25 protein-coding genes are annotated in these 22302 nt (G+C 52.0%); 5 read left to right on the top strand and 20 right to left on the bottom strand.

Features of this window, described 5'->3' with window-relative positions:
• Positions 1 to 49: 49 nt before the first annotated feature.
• Complete coding sequence (yjeH, locus tag CIG75_RS11520) at positions 50 to 1324, top strand: L-methionine/branched-chain amino acid transporter (RefSeq protein ID WP_094236797.1); 1275 nt, start codon at positions 50 to 52, stop codon at positions 1322 to 1324.
• Positions 1325 to 1335: 11 nt separating this feature from the next.
• Here yjeH and thyX read toward each other — a convergent pair whose 3' ends face one another.
• The 3 genes from thyX to CIG75_RS20740 all read right to left on the bottom strand — a co-directional run bounded on the left by thyX (position 1336) and on the right by CIG75_RS20740 (position 2809).
• A complete protein-coding gene (gene thyX / locus CIG75_RS11525) occupies positions 1336 to 2139 on the bottom strand; it encodes an FAD-dependent thymidylate synthase (RefSeq protein WP_094236798.1) in 804 nt (267 codons plus the stop codon).
• Positions 2140 to 2170: 31 nt separating this feature from the next.
• A complete protein-coding gene (locus CIG75_RS11530; protein WP_157729523.1) occupies positions 2171 to 2569 on the bottom strand; it encodes a FixH family protein in 399 nt (132 codons plus the stop codon).
• Positions 2570 to 2641: 72 nt separating this feature from the next.
• Positions 2642 to 2809, bottom strand: coding sequence for a hypothetical protein (locus tag CIG75_RS20740; protein ID WP_157729524.1), 168 nt, complete (start codon positions 2807 to 2809; stop codon positions 2642 to 2644).
• A 140-nt stretch (positions 2810 to 2949) separates the two neighbouring features.
• On the opposite strand from CIG75_RS20740, the gene CIG75_RS11535 reads away from it, so the two are divergent.
• Entirely contained in the window at positions 2950 to 3144 is a 195-nt protein-coding gene (locus CIG75_RS11535) for a hypothetical protein (RefSeq protein ID WP_094236800.1), read from the top strand.
• Between the two features lie 76 nt (positions 3145 to 3220).
• Here the strand turns inward: CIG75_RS11535 and CIG75_RS11540 are convergent, their stop codons facing one another.
• The 14 genes from CIG75_RS11540 to CIG75_RS11605 form a co-directional block, all read right to left on the bottom strand.
• Positions 3221 to 3964, bottom strand: a complete 744-nt coding sequence (locus tag CIG75_RS11540) for an MBL fold metallo-hydrolase (RefSeq protein ID WP_094236801.1) — start codon at positions 3962 to 3964, stop codon at positions 3221 to 3223.
• A gap of 261 nt (positions 3965 to 4225) precedes the next feature.
• Positions 4226 to 5056: a PHP domain-containing protein gene (locus CIG75_RS11545; RefSeq protein WP_094236802.1), complete on the bottom strand. Its 831-nt coding sequence runs from the start codon at positions 5054 to 5056 to the stop codon at positions 4226 to 4228.
• A 6-nt stretch (positions 5057 to 5062) separates the two neighbouring features.
• Positions 5063 to 6013 (bottom strand): dipeptidase, encoded by a 951-nt coding sequence (locus tag CIG75_RS11550; RefSeq protein ID WP_157729525.1) that lies wholly within the window; start codon positions 6011 to 6013, stop codon positions 5063 to 5065.
• A gap of 131 nt (positions 6014 to 6144) precedes the next feature.
• On the bottom strand, positions 6145 to 6405 hold the full coding sequence (gene spoVS / locus CIG75_RS11555) for a stage V sporulation protein SpoVS (protein ID WP_087457906.1): 261 nt from the start codon (positions 6403 to 6405) through the stop codon (positions 6145 to 6147).
• A 141-nt stretch (positions 6406 to 6546) separates the two neighbouring features.
• Positions 6547 to 7362: a TIGR00282 family metallophosphoesterase gene (locus tag CIG75_RS11560; RefSeq protein WP_094236804.1), complete on the bottom strand. Its 816-nt coding sequence runs from the start codon at positions 7360 to 7362 to the stop codon at positions 6547 to 6549.
• 54 nt (positions 7363 to 7416) lie between these two features.
• Positions 7417 to 7941 (bottom strand): hypothetical protein, encoded by a 525-nt coding sequence (locus tag CIG75_RS11565; RefSeq protein ID WP_094236805.1) that lies wholly within the window; start codon positions 7939 to 7941, stop codon positions 7417 to 7419.
• A 95-nt stretch (positions 7942 to 8036) separates the two neighbouring features.
• On the bottom strand, positions 8037 to 9578 hold the full coding sequence (gene rny / locus CIG75_RS11570) for a ribonuclease Y (RefSeq protein WP_094236806.1): 1542 nt from the start codon (positions 9576 to 9578) through the stop codon (positions 8037 to 8039).
• A 124-nt stretch (positions 9579 to 9702) separates the two neighbouring features.
• Complete coding sequence (locus tag CIG75_RS11575) at positions 9703 to 10392, bottom strand: regulatory protein RecX (RefSeq protein WP_094236807.1); 690 nt, start codon at positions 10390 to 10392, stop codon at positions 9703 to 9705.
• A 10-nt stretch (positions 10393 to 10402) separates the two neighbouring features.
• Entirely contained in the window at positions 10403 to 11446 is a 1044-nt protein-coding gene (gene recA, locus CIG75_RS11580) for a recombinase RecA (protein WP_172844502.1), read from the bottom strand.
• Positions 11447 to 11641: 195 nt separating this feature from the next.
• Positions 11642 to 13222, bottom strand: coding sequence for a DEAD/DEAH box helicase (locus CIG75_RS11585; RefSeq protein ID WP_094236808.1), 1581 nt, complete (start codon positions 13220 to 13222; stop codon positions 11642 to 11644).
• Between the two features lie 10 nt (positions 13223 to 13232).
• Entirely contained in the window at positions 13233 to 14486 is a 1254-nt protein-coding gene (locus tag CIG75_RS11590; protein WP_094236809.1) for a competence/damage-inducible protein A, read from the bottom strand.
• An 85-nt stretch (positions 14487 to 14571) separates the two neighbouring features.
• Positions 14572 to 15150 carry a CDP-diacylglycerol--glycerol-3-phosphate 3-phosphatidyltransferase gene (gene pgsA, locus CIG75_RS11595; RefSeq protein WP_094236810.1) on the bottom strand — a complete coding sequence of 193 codons (579 nt, stop codon included), beginning with the start codon at positions 15148 to 15150 and terminating at the stop codon, positions 14572 to 14574.
• Entirely contained in the window at positions 15151 to 16497 is a 1347-nt protein-coding gene (gene rimO, locus CIG75_RS11600; RefSeq protein WP_094236811.1) for a 30S ribosomal protein S12 methylthiotransferase RimO, read from the bottom strand.
• Between the two features lie 123 nt (positions 16498 to 16620).
• Entirely contained in the window at positions 16621 to 17112 is a 492-nt protein-coding gene (locus CIG75_RS11605) for a YajQ family cyclic di-GMP-binding protein (protein WP_094236812.1), read from the bottom strand.
• 177 nt (positions 17113 to 17289) lie between these two features.
• Here CIG75_RS11605 and CIG75_RS11610 point away from each other — a divergent pair, with 177 nt between their 5' ends.
• Both CIG75_RS11610 and CIG75_RS11615 read left to right on the top strand, forming a co-directional pair.
• Positions 17290 to 17649, top strand: a complete 360-nt coding sequence (locus CIG75_RS11610; protein ID WP_094236813.1) for a YhjD family protein — start codon at positions 17290 to 17292, stop codon at positions 17647 to 17649.
• Positions 17649 to 18020: a hypothetical protein gene (locus CIG75_RS11615; RefSeq protein ID WP_094236814.1), complete on the top strand. Its 372-nt coding sequence runs from the start codon at positions 17649 to 17651 to the stop codon at positions 18018 to 18020. Before CIG75_RS11610 ends, CIG75_RS11615 begins: the two co-directional genes overlap by 1 nt.
• A 28-nt stretch (positions 18021 to 18048) precedes the next feature.
• On the opposite strand, the gene CIG75_RS11620 is transcribed toward CIG75_RS11615, so the two are convergent.
• Genes CIG75_RS11620 through CIG75_RS11630 form a run of 3 tightly spaced genes read right to left on the bottom strand, consistent with a single transcriptional unit; the run spans position 18049 to position 20713 of the window.
• Positions 18049 to 18861 carry a helix-turn-helix domain-containing protein gene (locus CIG75_RS11620; RefSeq protein ID WP_094236815.1) on the bottom strand — a complete coding sequence of 271 codons (813 nt, stop codon included), beginning with the start codon at positions 18859 to 18861 and terminating at the stop codon, positions 18049 to 18051.
• A gap of 34 nt (positions 18862 to 18895) precedes the next feature.
• Positions 18896 to 19678, bottom strand: a complete 783-nt coding sequence (locus CIG75_RS11625; protein ID WP_094236816.1) for a DUF3388 domain-containing protein — start codon at positions 19676 to 19678, stop codon at positions 18896 to 18898.
• Positions 19679 to 19690: 12 nt separating this feature from the next.
• Positions 19691 to 20713, bottom strand: coding sequence for a type 1 periplasmic-binding domain-containing protein (locus tag CIG75_RS11630; RefSeq protein ID WP_094236817.1), 1023 nt, complete (start codon positions 20711 to 20713; stop codon positions 19691 to 19693).
• 184 nt (positions 20714 to 20897) lie between these two features.
• On the opposite strand from CIG75_RS11630, the gene CIG75_RS11635 reads away from it, so the two are divergent.
• The gene (locus CIG75_RS11635; protein ID WP_094236818.1) at positions 20898 to 22112 is read left to right on the top strand and encodes an MFS transporter; all 1215 of its coding nucleotides are present in this window, start codon (positions 20898 to 20900) and stop codon (positions 22110 to 22112) included.
• Positions 22113 to 22302: the final 190 nt, after the last annotated feature.

Below are 22302 nucleotides of genomic sequence, written 5' to 3' on the forward strand. Positions count from 1 at the left end.
ACAACTGGTACGATCTTCGAAAAGAGACTAGATGAATGGAGATTTGGAGATGGAAAAAACAAAAACTTTACAAGCCACGATCGGACTTCCGCAAGCGGTCGCGTTGTACATTGGGGCTGTGCTCGGCTCAGGCGTGTTGCTCGTACCGGGGTTGGCCGCCGAAATCGCAGGTCCCGCCTCACTGCTTGCCTGGGGGTTGATGACCTTGCTCATCTTACCGATGGCGCTGTCGATGGGCCTTTTGGCTGCCAAATTCCCAAGCGCCGGCGGCGTCTCTCATTTTGTCAGTCGGGCATTTGGCGACCGCGCTGGCACGGTTGTCGGCTGGTTCTTCCTGATGGCTGTCCCAGTCGGTACACCGATCACGGCCTTGATTGGAGCTGGCTACCTCAGCGTCGCAATGGGCTGGGGGGAATCGGCTCGCCTCACAGTCGCGGTCATCATGCTGCTGGTCGGACTGCTCACCAACCTGCTCGGCATGAAAGTGGCGGGCAGCATCCAAGTCACCGTTGTTGCCGCCATCGTCGCCGTTCTCTTACTCGCCATCGCAGGAGCCGCTCCGAACATCGAAGCACGCCATTTCACCCCGTTTCTGTCAAATGGCTGGTACAGTGTCGGGCAGGCGACCGCGATCATCTTCTGGTGTTTTATCGGCTGGGAGGCCGTATCACATTTGTCGGAGGAGTTTGTCGATCCGGAACGAGAAGCGGTCAAAGGGGTGACGATCGCCGCCATCGTCGTCGGTCTTCTCTATTTCCTGACCGCCTTGGCTACTGTCGGCACACACACCTACGGACAAGCGGGCCTGTCTGAAACATCGCTTGCCCTCGTCATCGAAGGACTGCTCGGCAAAAGTGGCATCTACATCGCTGGATTTACAGGTGTATTCATCTGCATGGCCACGATCATCGCCTATGTTGGAGCCACCTCCCGGCTCGCCTATGCTCTCGCGCAAAAAGGCGACGCACCCAAGCTGCTCGGGGCCCTGTCCAAGAAGCATGGCACCCCAGTTGGGGGACTTGCCTTTCTGGCAGTGTGCTTCGTGATCGTGCTCGCGCTTTATGCGACCGACAGCATCTCGCTTAGCACATTGATCCAATTCCCGAACGCGACCATCATTCTCACCTACCTAGGCGGGTGTGCAGCAGGCATTCGACTGCTCAAGGGCAACAAATGGGGCGTTCGTCTCTCTTGGTTGAGCTTTGTCCTGACCGCTTTGATCTTCCCTTTTGTCGGTTGGGCGATGCTATACCCACTTTTGATCCTCGCGATCGTCTGGCTTTCTGGATTGAGGAAAGGCGACCCACACGATCTTCCCCGCTAAAAAACACCCCGTCATTCGACGGGGTGTTTCTCCTTGCGTTCCAGCATACGCTCATAGGCAACGGCCAAGCGGCTCGTTTCATTCAGTTCGATCACACCGCACGTCTTCGTCTCCGGGCAGCCTTGATTTTGCATATAGCAAGGCATATTCAGATCGCCAAACAAGAGCGGAGCCACCTTGATCAACTGGTTCACCTCTTGGCGGCGAACCAACCGGATCTCATCCTGCGCGCGCAGGCACAAGCGCTTCATCGAATGGTGCCGCCAAGCCCAAGCATTGCGGGTGTCCGTGTAGGTCGTCGCAATGCCGACTGGCAAGACCGAGCGGGCTTTTTCCCCTTCGAGGATCTCCTCATCGGTAAGCCTGCTATATAGTTCAATCGCCTGTTCATGCACATACTGCCACTGATTCAATTCACTTTCACGACCGGGCTGCAAAAGCTCCTTTGGCGTATAATACACCAAACTGCCGTCATCCGCCCGGCAATAACGCAGGCTCCGCTCGTCGAACGAAGCGTGACGGGCGCGCAAATCTTGACGCGCCACAAAGATCGGCACCTTTTTCACAAACGAAAACACGTTGTGCTCCAGCACCGTATTGTGACCGGAGTCACGGCAATGCTCGACAACCCGTGTCGCCACCTTCGAGCCCGGTTTGTACAAATCGGTGTCATAGCACAGGCTCGCCACATTGGCAGCAAACCAGTCGGCATCCTCCGACCATTGTACCAACACCGAAGCCAACATCGGCAACTCCTTGGACAGTTTGAGCGCAGTCGGGTATTCGACCCCTTTATACGCAAAACGTACCGCCATGTGATTCTCCTCCCCCGCATCTCCCAGACGTCTAGTCACTCACGGTTACTTCGCCATTGACCGATTCTGTACCTTGCTCCCGTTTTACTCGAACGTGCGTGACCCAAGTTCCAGACATCGGAAACGTCCCGGCTCCTCGATACTGACCAGGTGACGTCTCCACAAGTCTGATCACATGTTCCCCGTGATCCATTTCCCGCATCTCCAAATACAGCGAGACCTCTGCTTGCACAACCGGCTTGTCTCGCTCTGTAACCTCCACCAAAAAGGAGGTCTGCTGCTCAGCATGGGGAACCGCAGGGTCTGTCTGAACGCTGACCGCAAGCGGCACTACAGCGGGTGCAACGCTGCTGTCACTTCGACTGCAACCTAGCAGAGGCACCGTGAGCAAACTCAGGATCAACACTGCACGACTTATCTGTAGTCTCATCTGTTTTACCTCTCTCATCTTATCAAAAAAGATCCCAACTGAGAAACTTCATCTCCAGTGGAATCTTTTGCCTTACGACACTTTTTTATTCGAGGCCAGTTCTTGTTCCAACCGCTTCATGCAAACACCCAGTGGCAGTTGCTCTCCATCAGGGAACGTCCGAAATCCAGTACGGAACAACTTCAACGCCTTCGTTTCTTGAAGATGATGTGTGGTCTGACAAGTCAAACAAAAATACATGAGTGCGCACCTCTCTATTCCGACAAAAATCGACATTTATACTACATAGACGTAGAAAAGAAGAGGAATGTTTCACCTTTAGTAAAAATTTTTTTGAGAGGCATGCTACTTATCGAGTACAGACGAAAGGTGGGGGTTAGATGACCAACCATAAGGATCTCTTCCGGAACAAAGTTGACTTTGCCAACGAAGAATTCGCCACCGAACTGTACAAGCCCAAAGGCATTCCGCGCCCACGGGAATACAAGTCACAAAAAGGTCAGTACGGCAAGCACGAGATGACGCACAAGTCGATCAAACGACCGATGAACGACAAACTCGGCTGGACCAAGTGACGACCTTTCTACCGCTTGGCGAAAGACCCGCATTCCTCATTTGGAATGCGGGTCTTTCGTTGCTTTTCGGCTCAACCTAGATCTCAAACACTGCACCTTGTGTTGCGATCAGCACTTCACGGCCAAACTCCGCCTCGGCCTCCGCTTTCAGCAGTGAGCGGTCGTACTCCGGATAGAAGTGGGTTAGGCAAAGTTGCTTCACCCCGACTCGCTTCCCGATCTCCCCCACTTCTTTCGAGGTGAGATGCCCGATGTGCGCTGGACCGCGATCCTGCTCCAGCCATGACGCTTCACAGAGGAAAAAGTCAGCCCCCGTTGCCAGGCGCTCCAAGTTCTCAGATGGCCCAGAGTCGCCAGAGAAGACGAAACGCTTGCCCTGATACTCGGCAGACACTGCCAAACAGGGAATCGCATGCACCGTATCGGCAAACGTAAAGGTCATGCCGCACAACTCCAGTTTGCTGTCACTCGTCAGCGGCACCGCTTGCACATGACCGTCCAAGCCCACTTTTGCAAACTCTTCGGCCGGAGCTCCATTGGCATAGACGGTGATCGGTTCGTCACGCAACCCTTGCAGACGATGAATCATCACGCCGTACTGCAACACGTTCAAGTCGCTCGTATGATCGGCATGATGGTGGGTGATGATCACCGCATGGAGGTCTTTGATCGCGAGATGTTTGGTCAGCTCGGACATCACGCCGCTCCCTGCGTCGATCAGCACATTTCCCTGCTCAGTCGATAATAAAAATCCAGTCGTTGCTCCACCTGGAGCCGGGTATGGGCCCGTTTCGCCCAACACGCGCAGTTTCATGCTCATGTTCTACACTCCTTCTCTTCCGACCGTGACGGCCTCTTCCTAAGTTCTTAAGCCCCTTGCCACACCTTCGCACTGCCATCTCACAGCAGCGCGGCGTGATCGGAACCTCATTTGTGTGTTTCAGCGAGTCCCCCTCATTATAGCGAAGTCCAGATCGAGCGACAATTTCAAACTTAGCGTACCCACCTCACCCTCCCACCACGCAAAAAGGTCACCTGTACATTCAGGTGACCTTGACCTTTCCCACCATCTGCAAAGCTGTTAGTTCCAGCCTTTATACGCCGCCTTTTGACGCAGCTTTTCCACCACTTCATAAGAGACATGAACGGAGCCCAGATCGCCGCGATGTTCAGCTCCACCGCCATGAAAATCGGAACCGCCCGTCGCAAGCAATCCGTGATGTTCGGCCAACTTTGCATAATGCGCGCGTTTTTCCGAGGGATGATCGGGATGAAACGCCTCTAACCCAATCAGGCCGAGCGGGACGAGCTTGTCAAAAAGCTCATCCTTTCCGACCAGGCCAGGATGCGCGACAACCGGACTGCCACCCGCCTGTAAGATCAGTTGTACCGCCATCTCAGGCGTCACCTTCAACCGCTCCACATAGCCGATCTTGCCCGAACCCAAATATTTGTCAAACGCCTCTGGGATATTGCTGACGTAGCCTTTCTTCATCAAAACGCGAGCGATGTGCGGGCGGCCGACCGCTCCTTTCGCTTCATTCAGCACCTCGTCTTTCGTGATCGCAAGCCCCCCTTGTTGCAGGCGGACGATCATCTTGTCGAGGCGGTTTAGGCGATCTTCGCGCATTTTCGCGATCAAGTCCCGCAGTTCCTGGTGATCGGGGTCATAAAAGTAGCCGAGCACATGCACTTCTCTTCCTTCTAGCGTGGTGCTGAGTTCAATGCCAGGGATTACTTCTACTCCTAGCTCCTTACCGGCTGCCCGCGCTTCGCTCAGACCGTCCATCGTATCATGGTCAGTGACAGCGACCGCCTGCAATCTGTTGCGTTTAGCCAGCTCCACTAATTCACGCGGCGTGAATGTACCGTCGCTGGCCGTCGTATGTGCATGAAGATCTGCAATAGTCATGTTGTTCTACCCTTTCAAGATGCTGTCGATCACGCGCTTAAAGTTACCACCCATTATCTTTTTCATCACGTCTTCGCCGTATGCTTTAAACAATCGCTCCTGCAATCGAGGCAAATCACCGCCATGACGCAGATCGGTCATCGTCCACTCGATCCCGTCAAAGTCAGAACCGATCCCCAAATGATCTTCGCCACCCAATTCCAAGATGTGATCGATATGGCGCATCAGATCGGAAATGGCGACGTCACCGGTCCCGACAAACATTGGAACAAACGTGACACCGATCAAGCCACCCGTTTTAAACAACGCTTGCAACTGGTTATCATGCAGGTTGCGACGATGATCATGTATGGCCCGTGCATTCGCATGGGAAGCGATCACCGGCGCCTTTGCGACTTCCATCACGTCCCAAAACCCTTTTTCCCCCAAATGCGCCACATCGACAATCATACCCAAGCGGTTCATCTCACGGACCACATCACGACCAAACGGTGTCAATCCACGGTCGATCTTCTCCCCGCATCCATCTGCGATGCAGTTAGCCTGGTTCCATGTCAGCCCCATCGCCCGGACACCAAGTCGATACATCGTGCGCAAGATGCGCAGGTCAGATTGGATGCAATCCCCGCCTTCAATCGACAACAGACCGGAGCGATACCCTGCCGCCAGATTGCGTTCCAAATCGCCTTTTTTCAAAATCGGACGAAATTTGCCCCCACCGACCACTTCACTATAAAACTGTTCAATCATATTTAAATGAATCGTGAGCTGCTCCGCTGGTGTGTACTTTGGTTCCACAAACAGCACGAAGAACTGCAAATCAATCCCCGCTTTGACGATGCGGTCATAGTTCAAGTGCAGATTATCCTTGTCTTCATAAAAACGCAAACCTTCCTTCTCCATCCGGTACAGAATGTCCGCGTGACCGTCGATCACTAATGTCTTCCCATATTCCATTTGCATGATCTCCTTTGTACACTTTAGTCAATGTTGTTGAAGATAATAGTTCGCCTTACAATATGAAAAAACCTGCTTATCTAGTTGATAAACAGGGGATTGATAAATGTATAAGAGCAATAAGTTCTCTCTTACCTCGGTTCCACAATCAGTTTGATCGCGGTTCGCTCTTCGCCATCAATAATGATATCGGTAAAAGCAGGAATGCAAATCAGGTCAACGCCGCTTGGTGCGACAAAGCCCCGTGCAATCGCCACCGCCTTCACAGCCTGATTGAGTGCGCCCGCCCCGATCGCTTGGATCTCAGCATTGCCTCGTTCGCGAAGGACACCTGCCAATGCTCCAGCTACAGAATTAGGGTTGGATTTTGCTGAAACTTTTAATACATCCACTTCAAGTACCTCCTTTAGATTGGATCGTTAGGTTAGGACACTACTATCTATATTCGCCCAGACCAAAATAATTCCTTCTGAATATAGTGAAATTTTCTCAAAATTCCACCAGTGAATCTTAAAGGAGGGAGAAGTGGTTTTTTAAAATTGTTTTAAATCAGAATTTGTGTTCCAAGGACGATCTGGCGTGATCGAAATGCGCGAGATCGACACCGCTTTCCCCAAATCGTTTGTTTCTATATATACGCCATGCAGTTGAGCTTCTCCTTGTGGAACTTCGAACCGCGACGGCATTTGAGTTAAAAACTTTTGGATCACACCGTCCTTGTGGAACCCGATGATCGAATCGTACGGCCCACACATCCCGACATCGGTGAGAAAGGCGGTGCCGCCTGCCAGAATCCGCTCATCGGCCGTCTGTACATGCGTGTGCGTGCCCACGACAGCAGACACACGGCCAGCCAAATAGTTGGCCAACGCAGCTTTCTCAGAGGTAGCCTCAGCATGGATGTCGAGGAAGATATGCTTGGTCTTGTCCCCGATCTCTTCCAAGATACGGTCTGCCGTGCGGAACGGATCGTCATAGTCCCCTAGAAACGCCCGCCCCAGCAGATTGATGATCGCAATCTGGCTATTTCCGGCCCGACAGAGCGTATAACCTTGGCCCGGAGTTCCAGCCGGGTAATTGGCAGGACGGACAATGCGGCGATCCGTACTGATCAGTGGCAAGGATTCCTTATGATCAAACGCGTGGTTGCCAAGTGTCAAGATGTCCACTTCCACATCGAAAAGCGCCTCGGCCAACCGTTCGGTGAGGCCGCGTCCATTCGGCGCAATATTCTCCGCGTTGGCGATGGTGATGTCCGGTTGAAAGTGTTTGATCAATTTCGGCACCCACTGCTCCACCATCTGTTTGCCAGGGTGACCCACGATATCTCCTAAAAACAAAATGCGCACAACATTTCCTCCGTTCTACTGTGAAGCCTGCAAGACCCGTATACGTGGTCTCATTTATTTATTGTACACGAATACTTTTCCACCATCACGATATGCAACCAGTGAATCTTCGTGACGCAGCGTATCTTTTTCTCCCAAGATTTTAGCGATGATCTCTTCTTGCGCATCCACTTCATCTTCCTGTAAGGGGAGCAGATCATCCCCACAAAGCTCGGCATAAAAATCCCGCACCAAGTTCATAAACAATGACAACTCCGTCACATTCAAACGATCGACCTGTTGCTCATAGGTCAAAATCGTCACATTGTCCATCAGAGAGTGGCCGATCGTCCCGAATTGACCAAAGCTCGGTTCAAGCTCTTGGAAGACTGCAAAATAGTCTGCACAAAATCGAGAGAACTCGCCGCGTTTTTCATCGGCAACTTCCCCGTTCAATAATATCGTAAACGTGAGCATGCCCGTTTTCGCATTCAGACTGAGTGAGGAGAGCTCCGGGTACCGTATTAACATCGAAACGAGCAAATTGGTGCCGGGCGTTTCCTTCAATCGAAGCTTTGCCAAAATGATCAAACCCTTCAATCAAAAATTCCACCACACATCTATTCGATTTCCCCTTGCAAAATCCTTCAGGTAATAATTGTGCACAAAAAAATAAAGTAGCCTTTAGGGCTACTTTATTTTGCGTATTCGACGGCTCGGGTCTCACGGATAACCGTAACTTTGATTTGTCCAGGGTAATCGAGTTCATTCTCGATTCGTTTGGAAATCTCACGTGCAACGCGTACCGATTCTGCGTCGTCAATTTGCTCAGGTTTGACAATGATTCGTACTTCACGTCCAGCCTGAATGGCATATGACTTTTCTACGCCGTCAAAAGACTCGGCGATTTCTTCCAATTTTTCAAGACGCTTGATGTAGATATCAAGCGTTTCACGGCGCGCTCCTGGGCGAGCAGCCGACAATGCGTCTGCCGCAGCGACCAGCATCGAAATTGGCGATGTGAATTCGATATCGCCATGATGGGCACCAATGGCGTTGATTACAATCGGGTGTTCCTTGTACTTTTTGGCAAGTTCAACTCCGATTTCAACGTGCGAGCCTTCCACTTCATGAGTGATCGCTTTACCAATGTCATGGATCAAGCCAGCTCGTTTTGCAAGTTGTACATCAAGCCCCAACTCGGCTGCCATAAGACCAGCGAGGTGGGCCACTTCGATCGAGTGTTTGAGAACGTTCTGACCGTAGCTTGTACGATACTTCAGACGTCCGAGAACTTTGATCAGGTCGGGGTGAATACCATGAACCCCTGTTTCGAAGGTGGCTTGTTCGCCCTCTTCGCGAATGCGCTCGTCGATCTCTCGACGTGCCTTTTCCACCATTTCCTCGATGCGGGCTGGGTGGATGCGCCCGTCTGCAACCAACTTCTCAAGTGCAACCCTTGCGATCTCCCGGCGAACCGGATCAAAACCGGAGAGAATTACAGCTTCCGGAGTATCATCGATAATCAAATCGATCCCAGTAAGTGTCTCCAGGGCACGAATGTTTCGGCCTTCGCGACCGATAATACGACCTTTCATCTCGTCGTTCGGCAATGCGACAACAGATACGGTCGTTTCGGCGACATGGTCGGCAGCGCAACGCTGAATGGAGGTTGCGATGATTTCCTTCGCCTTCTTTTCAGCTTCTTCTTTCGCTTGTTGCTCGATCTCTTTCATCATGATTGCCGCTTCGTGACGGCATTCATTTTCCACATTGGTGAGAATCAATTGACGTGCATCGTCGCGGGTCAGTCCGGAAATCCGTTCCAACTCTGCAACCTGCCCGCGAAGCATCGCATCTGCGCGCTCCTTGGTCTCCTCAATCATACGTTCTTTATTCGATAAGACTTCCCCGCGCTTTTCAATCGATTCGGTCTTGCGATCAAGCGTCTCCTCTTTTTGCAAAAGGCGGCGTTCGAGTCGCTGAACCTCATTACGACGCTCGCGAGTGTCTTTTTCAGCTTCGGAACGTAGCTTGTGTACTTCTTCTTTCGCCTCTAAAATTGCTTCCTTCTTCTTCGCTTCGGCTTCTTTTGCTGCAGTATCAAGAATCTGCTCCGCACGCAATTCTGCAGCGGCCAATTTGCCCTCTGCGATGTTGCGACGAACTAAATAGCCTCCAACAAGACCTACTGCCAAGAAGATCACCGATAACAAGATCGGGAGTAAGGAATCCATGGTGGCGCCTCCTTGCTCAGTTCATAAGTATCTAAGCATGTCTGACGCAAACCCGGTATGCGAAGCTACTTCCACGAGAGAATGATCAAGCTGTTTATACGCAATATTAATTCTATCGTCTGTGTCAATCATTGTCAAGATTGGCGAGGGATATACAGCGTCTTAACGCGACCTTGATCACCGTGGTAGAAAAACCCCGCCTTGCCAGATATTGCGCTAATTTCCGCTTTTCATCAAACGTAAATTCTAACGTTTTATGGCCAATTTTTTTCTGCAGGAGACGAATCGCCCCTTCAATTTCGAGATCGTCATCACAGATGTCATCGATGACTTCGGTCATCTGATCCGGATCGATGCCCTTTTGTTTCAATTCCCACTTGAGCATCGCTTTGCCGCGCGGACGGCTGCGCATCCTGCTTTCCACCCACTGCCTGGCAAATTCATTGTCGTTCAGATACTTCCGCTCGATCAGCCAGTCCACCGTTTTTCGGACGATCTCCTCATCAAACAGCTCTTTGCCGGACAGATAATCGACCATCTCTTTTTTCGAGCGATGCCGGAATGAGAGGTAGTGAACAGCAGCATCCTTCGCTTTGAACACCACCTCATCCCGCCATACATCCTGCATAAGTTCCGCCGTGACCTGCATCCCTTTTTTCAACTGGTGCTGAACTGCCACTTCCCGACGCACACCCATCAGGAATTGTTCATCGATAAACAGATTGAGACGGTCTGGACTTGCTTTTTGCACAGAAAGGGCGGTCACTTGACCGCCCCGAAATTCCGGTTGCTCTTGTTTCTTTTTCTCCTGCATCGAATACACCTTACAGGTCGAGGTCGAGCAGTTCGTCCGCTTCTTGGTCTGCCAACTCTTCAGCCGTTGCCTTGAAATCAGGCGCTTGTACTTTGCCTACTTGATAGTGCTCACGAATCAGTCCATCGATCTTGTTAGCCAACTCGGGGTGGTCTTTCAAGAACTGCTTCGCGTTCTCACGACCTTGACCGAGACGTTCCCCTTCATAGGAGTACCAAGCGCCCGATTTGTTGATGATGTCCAGATCGGTCCCCATATCGACCAGTGTGCCTTCACGGGAGATGCCTTCACCAAACATCAGGTCAACCTCCGCTTGTTTGAACGGCGGTGCAACCTTGTTCTTCACCACTTTGATCTTGGTGCGGCTGCCAACCATGTCATTGCCTTGCTTGAGCACTTCGGCACGACGCACTTCCAGACGAACGGTGGAGTAGAACTTGAGCGCGCGGCCGCCGGAAGTAGTTTCCGGGTTGCCGAACATCACGCCTACTTTTTCACGAATCTGGTTGATGAAAATCGCGATCGTTTTCGATTTGTTGATCGCACCTGCCAGTTTGCGTAGCGCTTGAGACATCAGACGCGCTTGCAGACCGACGTGGGAGTCACCCATATCGCCTTCAATCTCTGCCTTTGGAACGAGCGCTGCAACGGAGTCCACAACCACGATATCGACCGCGCCGGAGCGCACCAAAGCTTCGGCGATTTCCAACGCTTGTTCACCAGTATCCGGCTGCGCGATCAGCAGTTCGTCGATGTTGACACCGAGCTTTTGCGCGTAGACCGGGTCGAGCGCGTGCTCCGCATCGATAAATGCCGCTTGGCCGCCCGTGCGCTGGACCTCTGCGATCGCATGCAAGGTGACAGTCGTTTTACCAGAAGATTCCGGTCCATACACTTCGATGATGCGGCCACGCGGGAACCCGCCGACACCGAGTGCAATATCAACAGCAAGCGAACCGGTCGAGACCGTTTCCACGTTGTAGCTGGAAGCAGCTTCTCCTAGACGCATGACAGAACCTTTACCGAACTGTTTCTCAATCTGACGCAACGCCATATCCAATGCCGCTTTACGATCGTTAGACAATGGTTACACTCCCCTTATTCTATTCCTCTCACGAATCTCAAACAGATTCGCGTTCGATTCCTCAATCCCTGCTTTTATTGTACTGCAACCGGAGAGAAAAAGCAAACATTTGTTCTCCTGTTTTCAAGGAAACAGCCCCTGACTGTACAGGGGCTGTTCGTCATGCTATTTACGCGCGCGCTCACGCGGTCTGGCCGGTTCCAAATTGATTCGGGAGCCGTTGATACGCGATTTGCGCAACGCTTCAAATACGAACGGCGCAGATTCTTCCTGCACCTCAACAAAAGTGAACTTCTCAAAGATGTCGATCTTACCGATCGCACCGCCTGGGATGCCCGCTTCCTCGGAGATCAGTTTGACGAGGTCGCTCGGACCGATTTTTGCACTGCGTCCGATGTTCAGGAAGAAGCGAACCATGCCCGGTGCTCCACCCGTTTCACCAAAGTTGTAATCGCTCTCTTGCGCCTCAAAATCCTCACCGCTCGCCAGTTTCAGCGCCGCGGCGGCCAGATCGAGCGGATCGAATTCATCGACGAGACCCGAGAGAATCGCACGGTAGGTTGCCAGTTTTCCATCCTGCATCGTACGCACCAGACGGTCGCGCCAGATCTCCGTCTGCCGCTCTGCCACATCGGCTAAAGACGGCACCTCTTTGGAGATCAGTTTCGCCTTGGTCTCCTTTTCGATCTGTTTGAGCAGTTTGAACTCAGGCGGAGTGACCAGCGTCAGCGCCAACCCGTGCTTGCCAGCACGACCGGTTCGACCGATGCGGTGCACATACGATTCCGGGTCTTGCGGAATATCAAAGTTGATGACGTGCGTCACGTTTTCCACGTCGATCCCGCGAGCTGCCACATCGGTTGCGACGAGCAGTTGAATCTCTGTGTGGCGGAACTTGCGCATGACGCGGTCGCGCTGCGCCTGTGACAAATCGCCGTGGAGACCGTCGGCCAGATAGCCCCTGCTCATCAACGCATCGGTCAATTCATCGACGCCGCGCTTGGTACGGCAGAAGATGATACCTAGCTCCACCTCTTCTGAATCGATGATTCGCGACAAGCTCTCCAGCTTCGTGCGCTCCAATACTTTGTAGTAGACCTGCTCGATCAGCGGCACAGTCACCTCACCGCGATTGATCGATACATTCTGCGGATTATTCATGTAGCGCTTGGAGAGGTTTTTCACCTCATACGGCATCGTCGCCGAGAAGAGCAACGTCTGCCGATCTTCAGGTGTCTCTTTTAGAATCGCTTCAATATCCTCGATAAAACCCATATCGAGCATCTCATCCGCTTCGTCCAGCACCAGCGTCTTCAACTTGTCAAGCTTGAGCGTGCCGCGGCGCAGATGGTCTAAGATCCGGCCTGGGGTCCCGATGACGATCTGCACACCTTGCTGAAGCGTTCGAATCTGCGAGCCGATCGATTGCCCGCCGTAGATCGGCAACGTGCGGGTGCGCTTGTATTTCGCGATCTTGCGCAGCTCCCCTGCGACTTGAATCGCCAATTCGCGGGTCGGTGTTAAAATCAAAGCCTGCACATGCTTGCTAGGACCAGCCATCTCGATCAGCGGAATGCCAAACGCAGCCGTCTTGCCCGTTCCGGTCTGCGCTTGCCCGATCACGTCGCTGCCGGTGAGTACGACCGGGATGCACTGCGCTTGAATCGGAGATGGCTCTTCAAAGCCCATATCGCTGATCGCCTGTTGAATCTTCTTGCCAAGGTTCAGTTCAAAAAATGTCGTCATATGCGTATGATCACCTTTCGTTCTGGAGACGTTGGATCAAGCTGTAAAGAGCCGTTTTTGCCGCCCGCAAACGGATTTGGTTGCGATCCCCATGTTTCCATTGGTGTTGCTGCACCGTACTGCCGTTAGGACCTGCCACCGCGAGATAGACCAGCCCGACCGGCTTCTCCTCACTGCCACCGCCAGGACCTGCGATCCCCGTCACCGATACGGCCCAGTCGGTGCCCGTCAGTTTGCGCACACCTTCGGCCATCTGCACAGCGCACTCGGCCGAAACGGCACCATGCGTTTGCAGTACCTCCGCTTCGACACCTAAAACGCTTTGCTTCACCGAGTTATGATAGGAAACTACACTGCCTAAGTAATAGTCAGAGCTCCCCGGCAAGTCGGTGATCATCTTGCCGATCAGACCGCCTGTGCAACTTTCAGCCGTAGAGAAGGTCTGCCCTAGCTCTTGCAGCAACTGACCGACCTTCACTTCCAGCGATTCCTCGTCGATGCCGTAGATAAACTCGCCGACGCGCTCGCGAATCGACCGTTCTAGCGGTGCGATCAACGCCTGAGCTTCCGCTTCAGTAGAGGCGCTGGCGGTCAAACGAATCTTGACTTCGCCTTCTGAAGCATACGGAGCCACAGTCGGATTGGTCTGCTGTTGGATGATGTCGCGAATCTTCAGCTCCATCGTCGATTCGCCAATGCCAAACAGTCGCAAAAAGCGGGAGGCGAAGACCAGCTCATTCGTCCCTTGCAGGCGCTTTAAGATCGTCTGCACCTGCTCCTCATACATAGGGCGCATCTCGGTCGGAGGGCCTGGCAGCAGGAAGAAGTGCACACCATGCTGCTCCAGATACATACCGGGAGCAGTTCCGCGCGGATTGTGCAACACTTCGGCCCCGTCGATCACCATCGCCTGCTTGGTGTTGTTTTCAGGCATCTCAAGTCCACGATATGTATAAAAGCTGCGGATATATTCTACTATTTCGTTTGACAAATTCAGACTTCTTCCGACAAATGAAGCGACCACTTCCCGCGTCAAATCGTCTTCGGTCGGTCCCAAGCCCCCGGTCAGAATCACCACGTTAGCTCCACGATCGATCGCCGTTTGTAACGCTTGTTTGGCACGGTCGAAGTTGTCACCGACCACCGTATGATGGTACACTCCAACGCCGATTTCGGCCAAGCGTTGCGACAGATACTGCGCGTTGGTATTGGCAATCTGCCCCATCAAAAGTTCGGTGCCGACAGCAAGAATCTCTGCTCTCATCTCGTTTCAGTCCTTCCGTTTCCCGAATGATAAAGAAAACAAGTAGCCAAGGGAAAAGCTCCACTCGGCTACCGATACAAACCCATCATTCTTGAATCGCTTGTTTGTTCTTTACAAAATAGTCGATGCCTGACCAGACGGTGATCACAACCATCGCCCAGACCATCCACAGATCAAACCGGATGTCGATCGTGGAGAACGGAAAGTTGTTAAGGATCAGCGCGACGATCGCGATGATCTGGAGTGTCGTCTTCCACTTCGCAAGCTTCGATGCGGCGATCACAGTCCCATTGGCAGCAGCGACCAGACGAAGACCGGTCACGGCAAACTCGCGGGAGATGATGATGATCGCCACCCACGCGTCGAGACGTCCCAAGTCCACCAAGGAGATCAGCACAGCCGACACCAAAAGTTTGTCGGCGAGCGGATCGAGAAACTTACCAAAGTCGGTAATCATCTTGCGACTCCGAGCTATGTAGCCATCCAGCCCGTCCGTTATTGCCGCGATGATAAAAATCAACGCGGCAATGAGATCGGACCAGTTGGCTTGGTGACCGAATAACGTAAGTTTCCCAAGATCGAGACGCACCAAGAGAAAGAACATGACGATCGGTACCAATGAAATCCTGACTAATGTGATGCGGTTAGCCAGATTGAATTTCAATTAGACCGCCTCCCCCGAGAGGTCAAAATCGTACGCATGAGTGATGCGAACTTGAACCATATCGCCCACTTGAGCATCGCTGTTTGCAACAAATACAAGGCCGTCAATATCCTTCGCATCGAACTGCGTACGCCCCACGCGAATTGTTTCGTCTTCTTCATCATACTTCTCAATCAGCACGTCGAGAACGTGACCAACATGTCGCGCCTGACGTTCTGCTGCCACTTCGCGCGCCACTTCCATCAAGATGTTCGAACGGCGGTCTTTGACATCTTCAGACACCTGTTCGCCAAACTCTGCCGATGGTGTGCCTTCTTCCGGCGAATAGGTAAACACGCCGATATGATCAAAGGCCAGTTCGCGTGCGAAGTTGCACAGATTTTCAAAGTCTTCCTCCGTCTCCCCTGGGAAACCGACGATAAACGAAGTGCGAAGCGCCACGTTCGGCACGCGCTCACGGATCTTTTGCACCAATTTCTTGACACCTGCTTGGTGACCTGGACGCTGCATCGCTTTCAAAATGTGATTCTCAGAGTGTTGAAGCGGCATATCGATGTATTTCGCCACTTTGTCAAGGCGAGCCATCGCATCGATCACTTCATCGGTGAAGAATCCCGGATACGCGTAATGCAGTCGAATCCATTCCAACCCTTCTACATCGTTCAGGGCGGCGAGTAATTCGGCCAAACGGCGTTTTTTGTAGATATCGATACCGTAGTCGGTCGAGTCTTGTGCGATCAGAACGATCTCCTTCACACCTTGTGCCACCAGCATTTCCGCTTCGCTGACGATCGACTCGATCGGACGGGAGCGGAATTTGCCGCGCATCTTTGGAATGATGCAGAACGTGCAGGCGTGGTTGCATCCTTCAGCAATCTTGATATAAGCAGAGGAACCGCCCGTCGTGTGTACGCGCGGAGTCGTTTCATCGTAGAGATAGATTGGGTTCTCCGCGGAGAAATAGCGCGGACGATTGCCGGTCTGTGACTCTTCGATCAATTCGTCGATGCGAATCAGATCCTGGGTGCCGACAATTCCGTCGATCTCCGGAATCTCTGTCATCAGTTCATCTTGGTAGCGCTGTGCCATGCATCCAGCGACCAGAACTGATTTTACATGATGTGTTTCTTTCAACTGCGCCATGGTGAGAATGGTCTCGACCGATTCAGCCTTGGCATTATCAATAAAGCCGCAAGTATTGACTACAACGACGTCAGCCTCATCCGGAGAGTCGACGATTTCATACTCCTTGCCTTTGACAATGCCCATCATCACTTCTGAATCTACAAGATTTTTTTCACAACCGAGCGTCACGAAATGTACTTTTTGTATGGTTTTTTGTGTCATATTGCCTGTCCTCCAAAGCCAAAGCAAAGCTTGGCAATCTGCCCTTCAGTATAAACGAATGAAGTATACGTGTCAAAAGTAAAGGAAGAAGACTCCGCCTCGGGCAGAGTCTTCCTGAAAACGTTAACGGTAGTTGTTAAACTGCAAATCGACCGGTACGTCCGCACCTTTGAGCAGTTGGATGACTTGTTGCAGATCATCACGGTTCTTACCAGAGACACGAACGGCGTCGCCTTGAACGGACGCTTGCACTTTGATCTTCGAATCTTTGATGATCTTGACGATCTTCTTCGCATTCTCCTGATCGATGCCCTGCTTGATCTTGACCGTCTGCCTGACGGTGCCCGCCGCAGCCGGCTCGACCTTGCGATAGTCAAGCGACTTTAGCGAGATGCCGCGCTTGATGATTTTGCTCTCCAAAATGTCGATGACGCTTCTCAACTTGCCTTCATCATCAGACGCGAGGAGGATCTCCTCTTCCTTCAGTTCGATCGAGCTTTTGCTGCCTTTAAAGTCAAAGCGGGAGATCATCTCCTTGCTCGCTTGGTTGACTGCGTTGTCCAATTCTTGCATATCCACTTTCGACACGACGTCAAAAGATGCGTCCTTCGCCATCTGAAAAACCTCCTGTCAACAACTATGTATCTCAACAAGTATAACACAAAGCGTCAAACGATTAGCGCCAAAAAATCCCAAACAGTAAAATTTGCGTTCGTACTTTTAAAATGTCGAACGTGGTGTTAGAATACGAACATACATTCTCAAGAACGTATGTTCTGAAAAAGGAGGTGCGTGGCCACGTCTCGTGGATTTGACCCACTTTCCACGGTCAAGGAGGTTCTGACCCTGCACTTGCTCAGACAGCAGCTCGAAGCGGACATCAAGCTGCTCAGCAACATCCCCCTTCATCTGGGGGCTGCCTATATCGAGCAGTTGGAGGCTATACACGCCATGCTGCTCCAGCAAGTCGGCGCTGCCAAGCGCGAACTCAAACGACATGGTGTGCGGGTGATCGCACAAGAAAAAAACAGTATGGACTTTCACATCACCTATGTGGAGAAGGGATATGAGGTCCGGCACTGTTTTCTGCTGGCGACGTTAAGCGCGGAAGGTCGGGCGCGATTTCTGAATGATTTTTGGAGCGGGAGGTGATGGATGTGCAGAGTCACGAAGACTTGCGACTCGCCCGCGCACTCGATCAATTGAGCGTATATTTTTACGCCATCCGAGTGCCGTTCACAGTTGCAGATCTGTACAGGAAAGCGTACGGAGAGGTATGGGAGGAAATGCCGGGGGCGTTATGGTTAGAGTTTTTGTCGGAGGACCCGTATGTACGATTAGGACGGGACGAATTTTACTCGCTGATGACAATCTTTGAAACGCTCCATCGAGCGGGACTTGTCAAACTGTTGGACGTGATCGCCGCAGAGACAGAGCGGTTGGGGATCGACATGGGCGTCATGAAACCTGGACACTACATCGGCCGCCCGTCGAAACATAACGACGAGCAAAATGATTCCTGATGCGCCGACCCCCACCACTACTGCCTGTTTACGACTTCAGGTTGAACAGGAATGTGTAGCCGCGCAAAAGCGGTTCGACCTGCACCTGCTGTTCATTGATCTTGACCGTGATGAACTTGGATTTCCCCGTCAGCAACGCGATCGACTGATTCGCTTTCCACGTGCGGGTCTCTCCTTTTTTGACGATGCCCGACTCCAGCACCTTGCCGTCCGCTTTGATTTCCAACCAGCAGTCATCGAGTGCTGCAAGCTCCATCGTCATGTCCTTAGCACCTGTGACCTGATAGGTGGTCAGATTGTTTTCCTTTTGCACTTGCTGTACGACCGTTGTCGGCTTGGGCGGCTCCGGTGTTTCCTGTCCTTCCGGTTTGACAGTCGTGTCTGGCGTCTGTGTGATCCCTTGTGGAGGTTCTGTCGATTGAGTCACCGGTTCCTTGCCGACCTCTTGCTGATCTTTGTTCACCCAGACAGCATAGACTGTGGTCAGAACTACCAGAATACCGACAACAATCGCCACCTGCGGCAACAAACGGGTGTTGAACGAAGAGGCTTTGCCTAAATTTTTGTCCGTATGGGTGACCCGCACCGCTTCCAACTGTGTGTCCGCTTTGTCTGCAGCCATCCCATGCGCTTCGAGCAGTTCCTGACCGTCGATCTCCAGGAAATCACAATAGCTCTTGATAAAACCGCGAGCATAGACAACACCAGGTAACGCCGACAAATCGCCCGACTCGATCGCTTCCAGATAGCGGGTGCGGATCTTGGTCGCCTGTTGGACATCATCCAATTTGTAACCTTTTTCTTCGCGAATTCGTTTCAGTTCAGAACCGAGTTCCTCCACATTGATCCCTCCTTCGAGACTATGCCGCTTTTCGTTAACTGATATCGAAGGATGAAAATCCGGTTTGGATCATTTGGTAGGAGATCTCTTCCTCCGGCGAATTGCGAAGCTCGATGATCCGATCAAAATGTTCCCAACCAAATTCTGTCTCCCGAACGAAGATATCAGGGTGTTCGATCACCTTGGGGGCAGGTAAACGCATGATCTCCCGCACCAGCGAATGGTGCTGCTCATTGGAGCGCAGCGTAGACACGATACCATCAACGAGGTAGACCATGTTGTCGGTCGCCATCTCGTCCTCTTCCAAGCGATAGCGAATCGTTTGGCGCAAGAGCGTCGATGACACGAACGACCATCGCTTATTCGCATAGACGCTGGCCGCTACGATCGATTCGGTTTTGCCAACGCGTGGCATGCCCCTGATGCCGATCACCTGATTGCCTTCTTTTTTTAGTAATTCCCCCAAAAAGTCCACAAGAATTCCAAGTTGTGCCCTTGTAAATTTGTACGTTTTGACATTCTCGTTCGATTCGCGCTCGATAAACATCCCGTGGCGCAAGGCCAGACGGTCGATCAATGTCGGTTGGCGCAGGGCCGTGACGGTGATATTTTCCACCTTGCGCAACATCGAGCGCAAGGCTGAGATCTTTTGGCGGTCATCCGTCTGCAAGAGAAAACCGCGGTTTTTGTTTTCGACACCGTTTACAGTCAGGATGTTGATCGACAGCATCCCGAGCAGTGAGGCGATATCACCGAGCAGACCCGGTCTGTCCTTATGGATGTGATATTCCAGATACCAATCCTCCACATCATTCATCCCCTTTGGCGGTCAATCGGCGCGGTTTCCTTGCCGTACCGCCGCAATGTATTGTTCTGGGTTCAACGAGCCTGCGCCGATCTGTTCTTCGATCAGCTCAAGTCGCACATCGATCTGCCCGTTTGCAAAAGCGGCTGGCGTAAGGACTTGAAAGGTTCGTTTTCCCGTCAATGTGACGTTCTGCTGACCTGTCCAACTTCCGGATACCAGCAGTTTTGCTTCTTGGCGCAGTGCTGCCTCGTACAGCGAAGCGGGCTGTGCGATGACACGATCTTGAAGCGGTACGGCCGTAGCTCGCTCGTCGGTGCGGATCAGCACCTGATTGCTCGCTTTCAATCGCTCCCACGCCCGATCGGACGGTGGATCGAGCAACACCATGGAGAGACCGCTCAGTTTGGATGTGCCAGGGTTTTGTTGCCCAACCTCCCCCTGCCCTGTCGTCGTACCTTCAAGTGCAGAGATCGTGACTTGTTGCGGCACATCGTTGCGCCCTGCATAGTGGTGCCCTGCAAGAATCATCTGCCAGTCCGCATCGTCTGCACTGCGCGGTTCTTTGACCAGCACTGTAAACGGTGCATTCGAAGTGCGATTGGCTTCAGCAGCGAGGAAACCAGCTAGAAAAAGCAGTTTCTTGCGATCGTGGATCAAGTGACGGACATTGCTCAGCTTCGGTTCGGCGGTGTCACCAAGCAGAGAGAAACGCAGTTCAGGATGCTTAGCAGCCAATTCCCCAATCTGAGGGGTATCAGCAGCAGCTACGACCAGATCAAGTCCAGGGTACTCCGTTACTTGCGACAACGCGTTCGCGTCTGTCGAGTAGACCACTGCGGAGGACAACCCGTTCTCACTGGCCACTTCGCTTACCAATTGTTCAACGCTGTGCTTCTCTTCTTCATTTTCGGCGGTGGAGACGAAAGACATCGACCATTTGATCGAACTTGGCTCCATATTTTCAAAAGTTGGTTTATAACAACCGCTGACGAACACAGCGGTCAGACAGCCTGCTGCAATGAGTTTGCGGATTCCTTGTTTCATCTGTAAATTGAACGCTCCTGCCTGTTGATTGCCTAAGATGCAAAAGACGGTACTCCCTGCTAGTATAACACAGAGTCATCAAAAGCTTCGAGTCGCAACACAGCTTTGTGAATTTTTCCAGATGTATCCCACTTCGCTCGCGGGCATGCTGTAGAAAGTCTATCTCACAAAAAGGAGGAGGTTCATGAACGCGACAGAAGTCACTCGGCAGCTGCTGCCGCCCAGCTCCAAATGGCTGCTTTCGATCAACACCCTTTTTGCGGGAGCGAGCGCCTTATCCAACACATTTTTGAACATCTACCTTTGGAAATTCCTGCAAAGCGTTGAGCAGATTGCGATTTACAACTTTTACATCTTTTTGTTCTCGGCAATCGGGTACACAATCGCAGGCTGGATCGCAAAAAAGAGCGATCGCTTGTACACCTTGCGCCTTGGCGTCGCCATTCTCGCCCTGTTTTACATCCTGATCATCAGCCTTGGCTCACAGGTGATCAGCCTATATGTGCTGCTCGGAATGTTACAGGGAATCGGCACTGGCTTTTTTTGGCTGTCCTATAATGTGCTCGTCTTTGAAGTGACCGAACCGGAAACTCGTGATCAGTACAATGGGGCGAACGGTTTTTTGTTCGCGATCGCCACCATGGCCGCCCCCTTGCTCGCTGGGCGCGTTCTCTCCACCCTGCCGATCAAAGGCTACACGATCATTTTCACGATCTCGTTTGCATTGTTTTTGACCGCGGTACTGCTCACCTGGCTGCTCAAACCGAAAGCAGGACCCCCCTCTTTCGATTTGTACGCCGGTTTTTCGCCGCGAGAACACAAGAATTTGTGGCGAAAGATGCTGTCCATGTCCTTCGCGATGGGTTTTCGTGAAGGAACGCTGTCCTTTTTACCTTTTTTGCTGGTATTTATGGTCACGCGTGACGAACTGACCGCTTCACGTTACCTGCTGTTCACCTCGGGCGGATCGCTGATCGCCTATTATGTAGTCAAACGTTACTTAACCAATACACGGCGAATCACCTTTGTCACGACCGCAGCTTTTATGCTCGGCCTCTCCGTGCTGTTGCTCCTATTTGAAGTGAACAAGCTCTCCCTGTTTACTTTTGGGATTGCCAACGCTCTGTTCACACCGTTGCTTGTTATTCCCTACTCCTGCCTCACCTTCGATGTGATGGGGCAGTTACCAGAAGCGGTCCACCGCAAAGTTGAATACATTGTCATCCGAGAAGCGCTGGTCAACAGCGGACGCTGTTTGTCAATCTTGGCGATGATCGGCTTGCAGTTGATCGTCTCCGCCAGCTTGTCCCTAAAACTGACCTTTTTGCTGGTTGGACTTACTCCTCTCATCGCCATGTTCCTCTTCCGGCGTACCAACGAAGCGTTTCACTCCCTATAGGGTTAGGAACTTCGTTTTCTGAAGTTCCTGAGCCCTATTTCTTTTTCTTGCGTGCAAAGACCATCATAAATCCAAACGTGAGCAATCCCACGAGTACAAACGCTAACGCCATAAAGAAATCCACTTTGACTTCCTCCTCCATTCAACTCCATCATATTGTACCAAAAAAAATTCCAAAGAGGTCAAAGCA

The organism is Tumebacillus algifaecis (assembly GCF_002243515.1).
GTDB classification, from domain to species: Bacteria; Bacillota; Bacilli; order Tumebacillales; family Tumebacillaceae; genus Tumebacillus_A; species Tumebacillus_A algifaecis.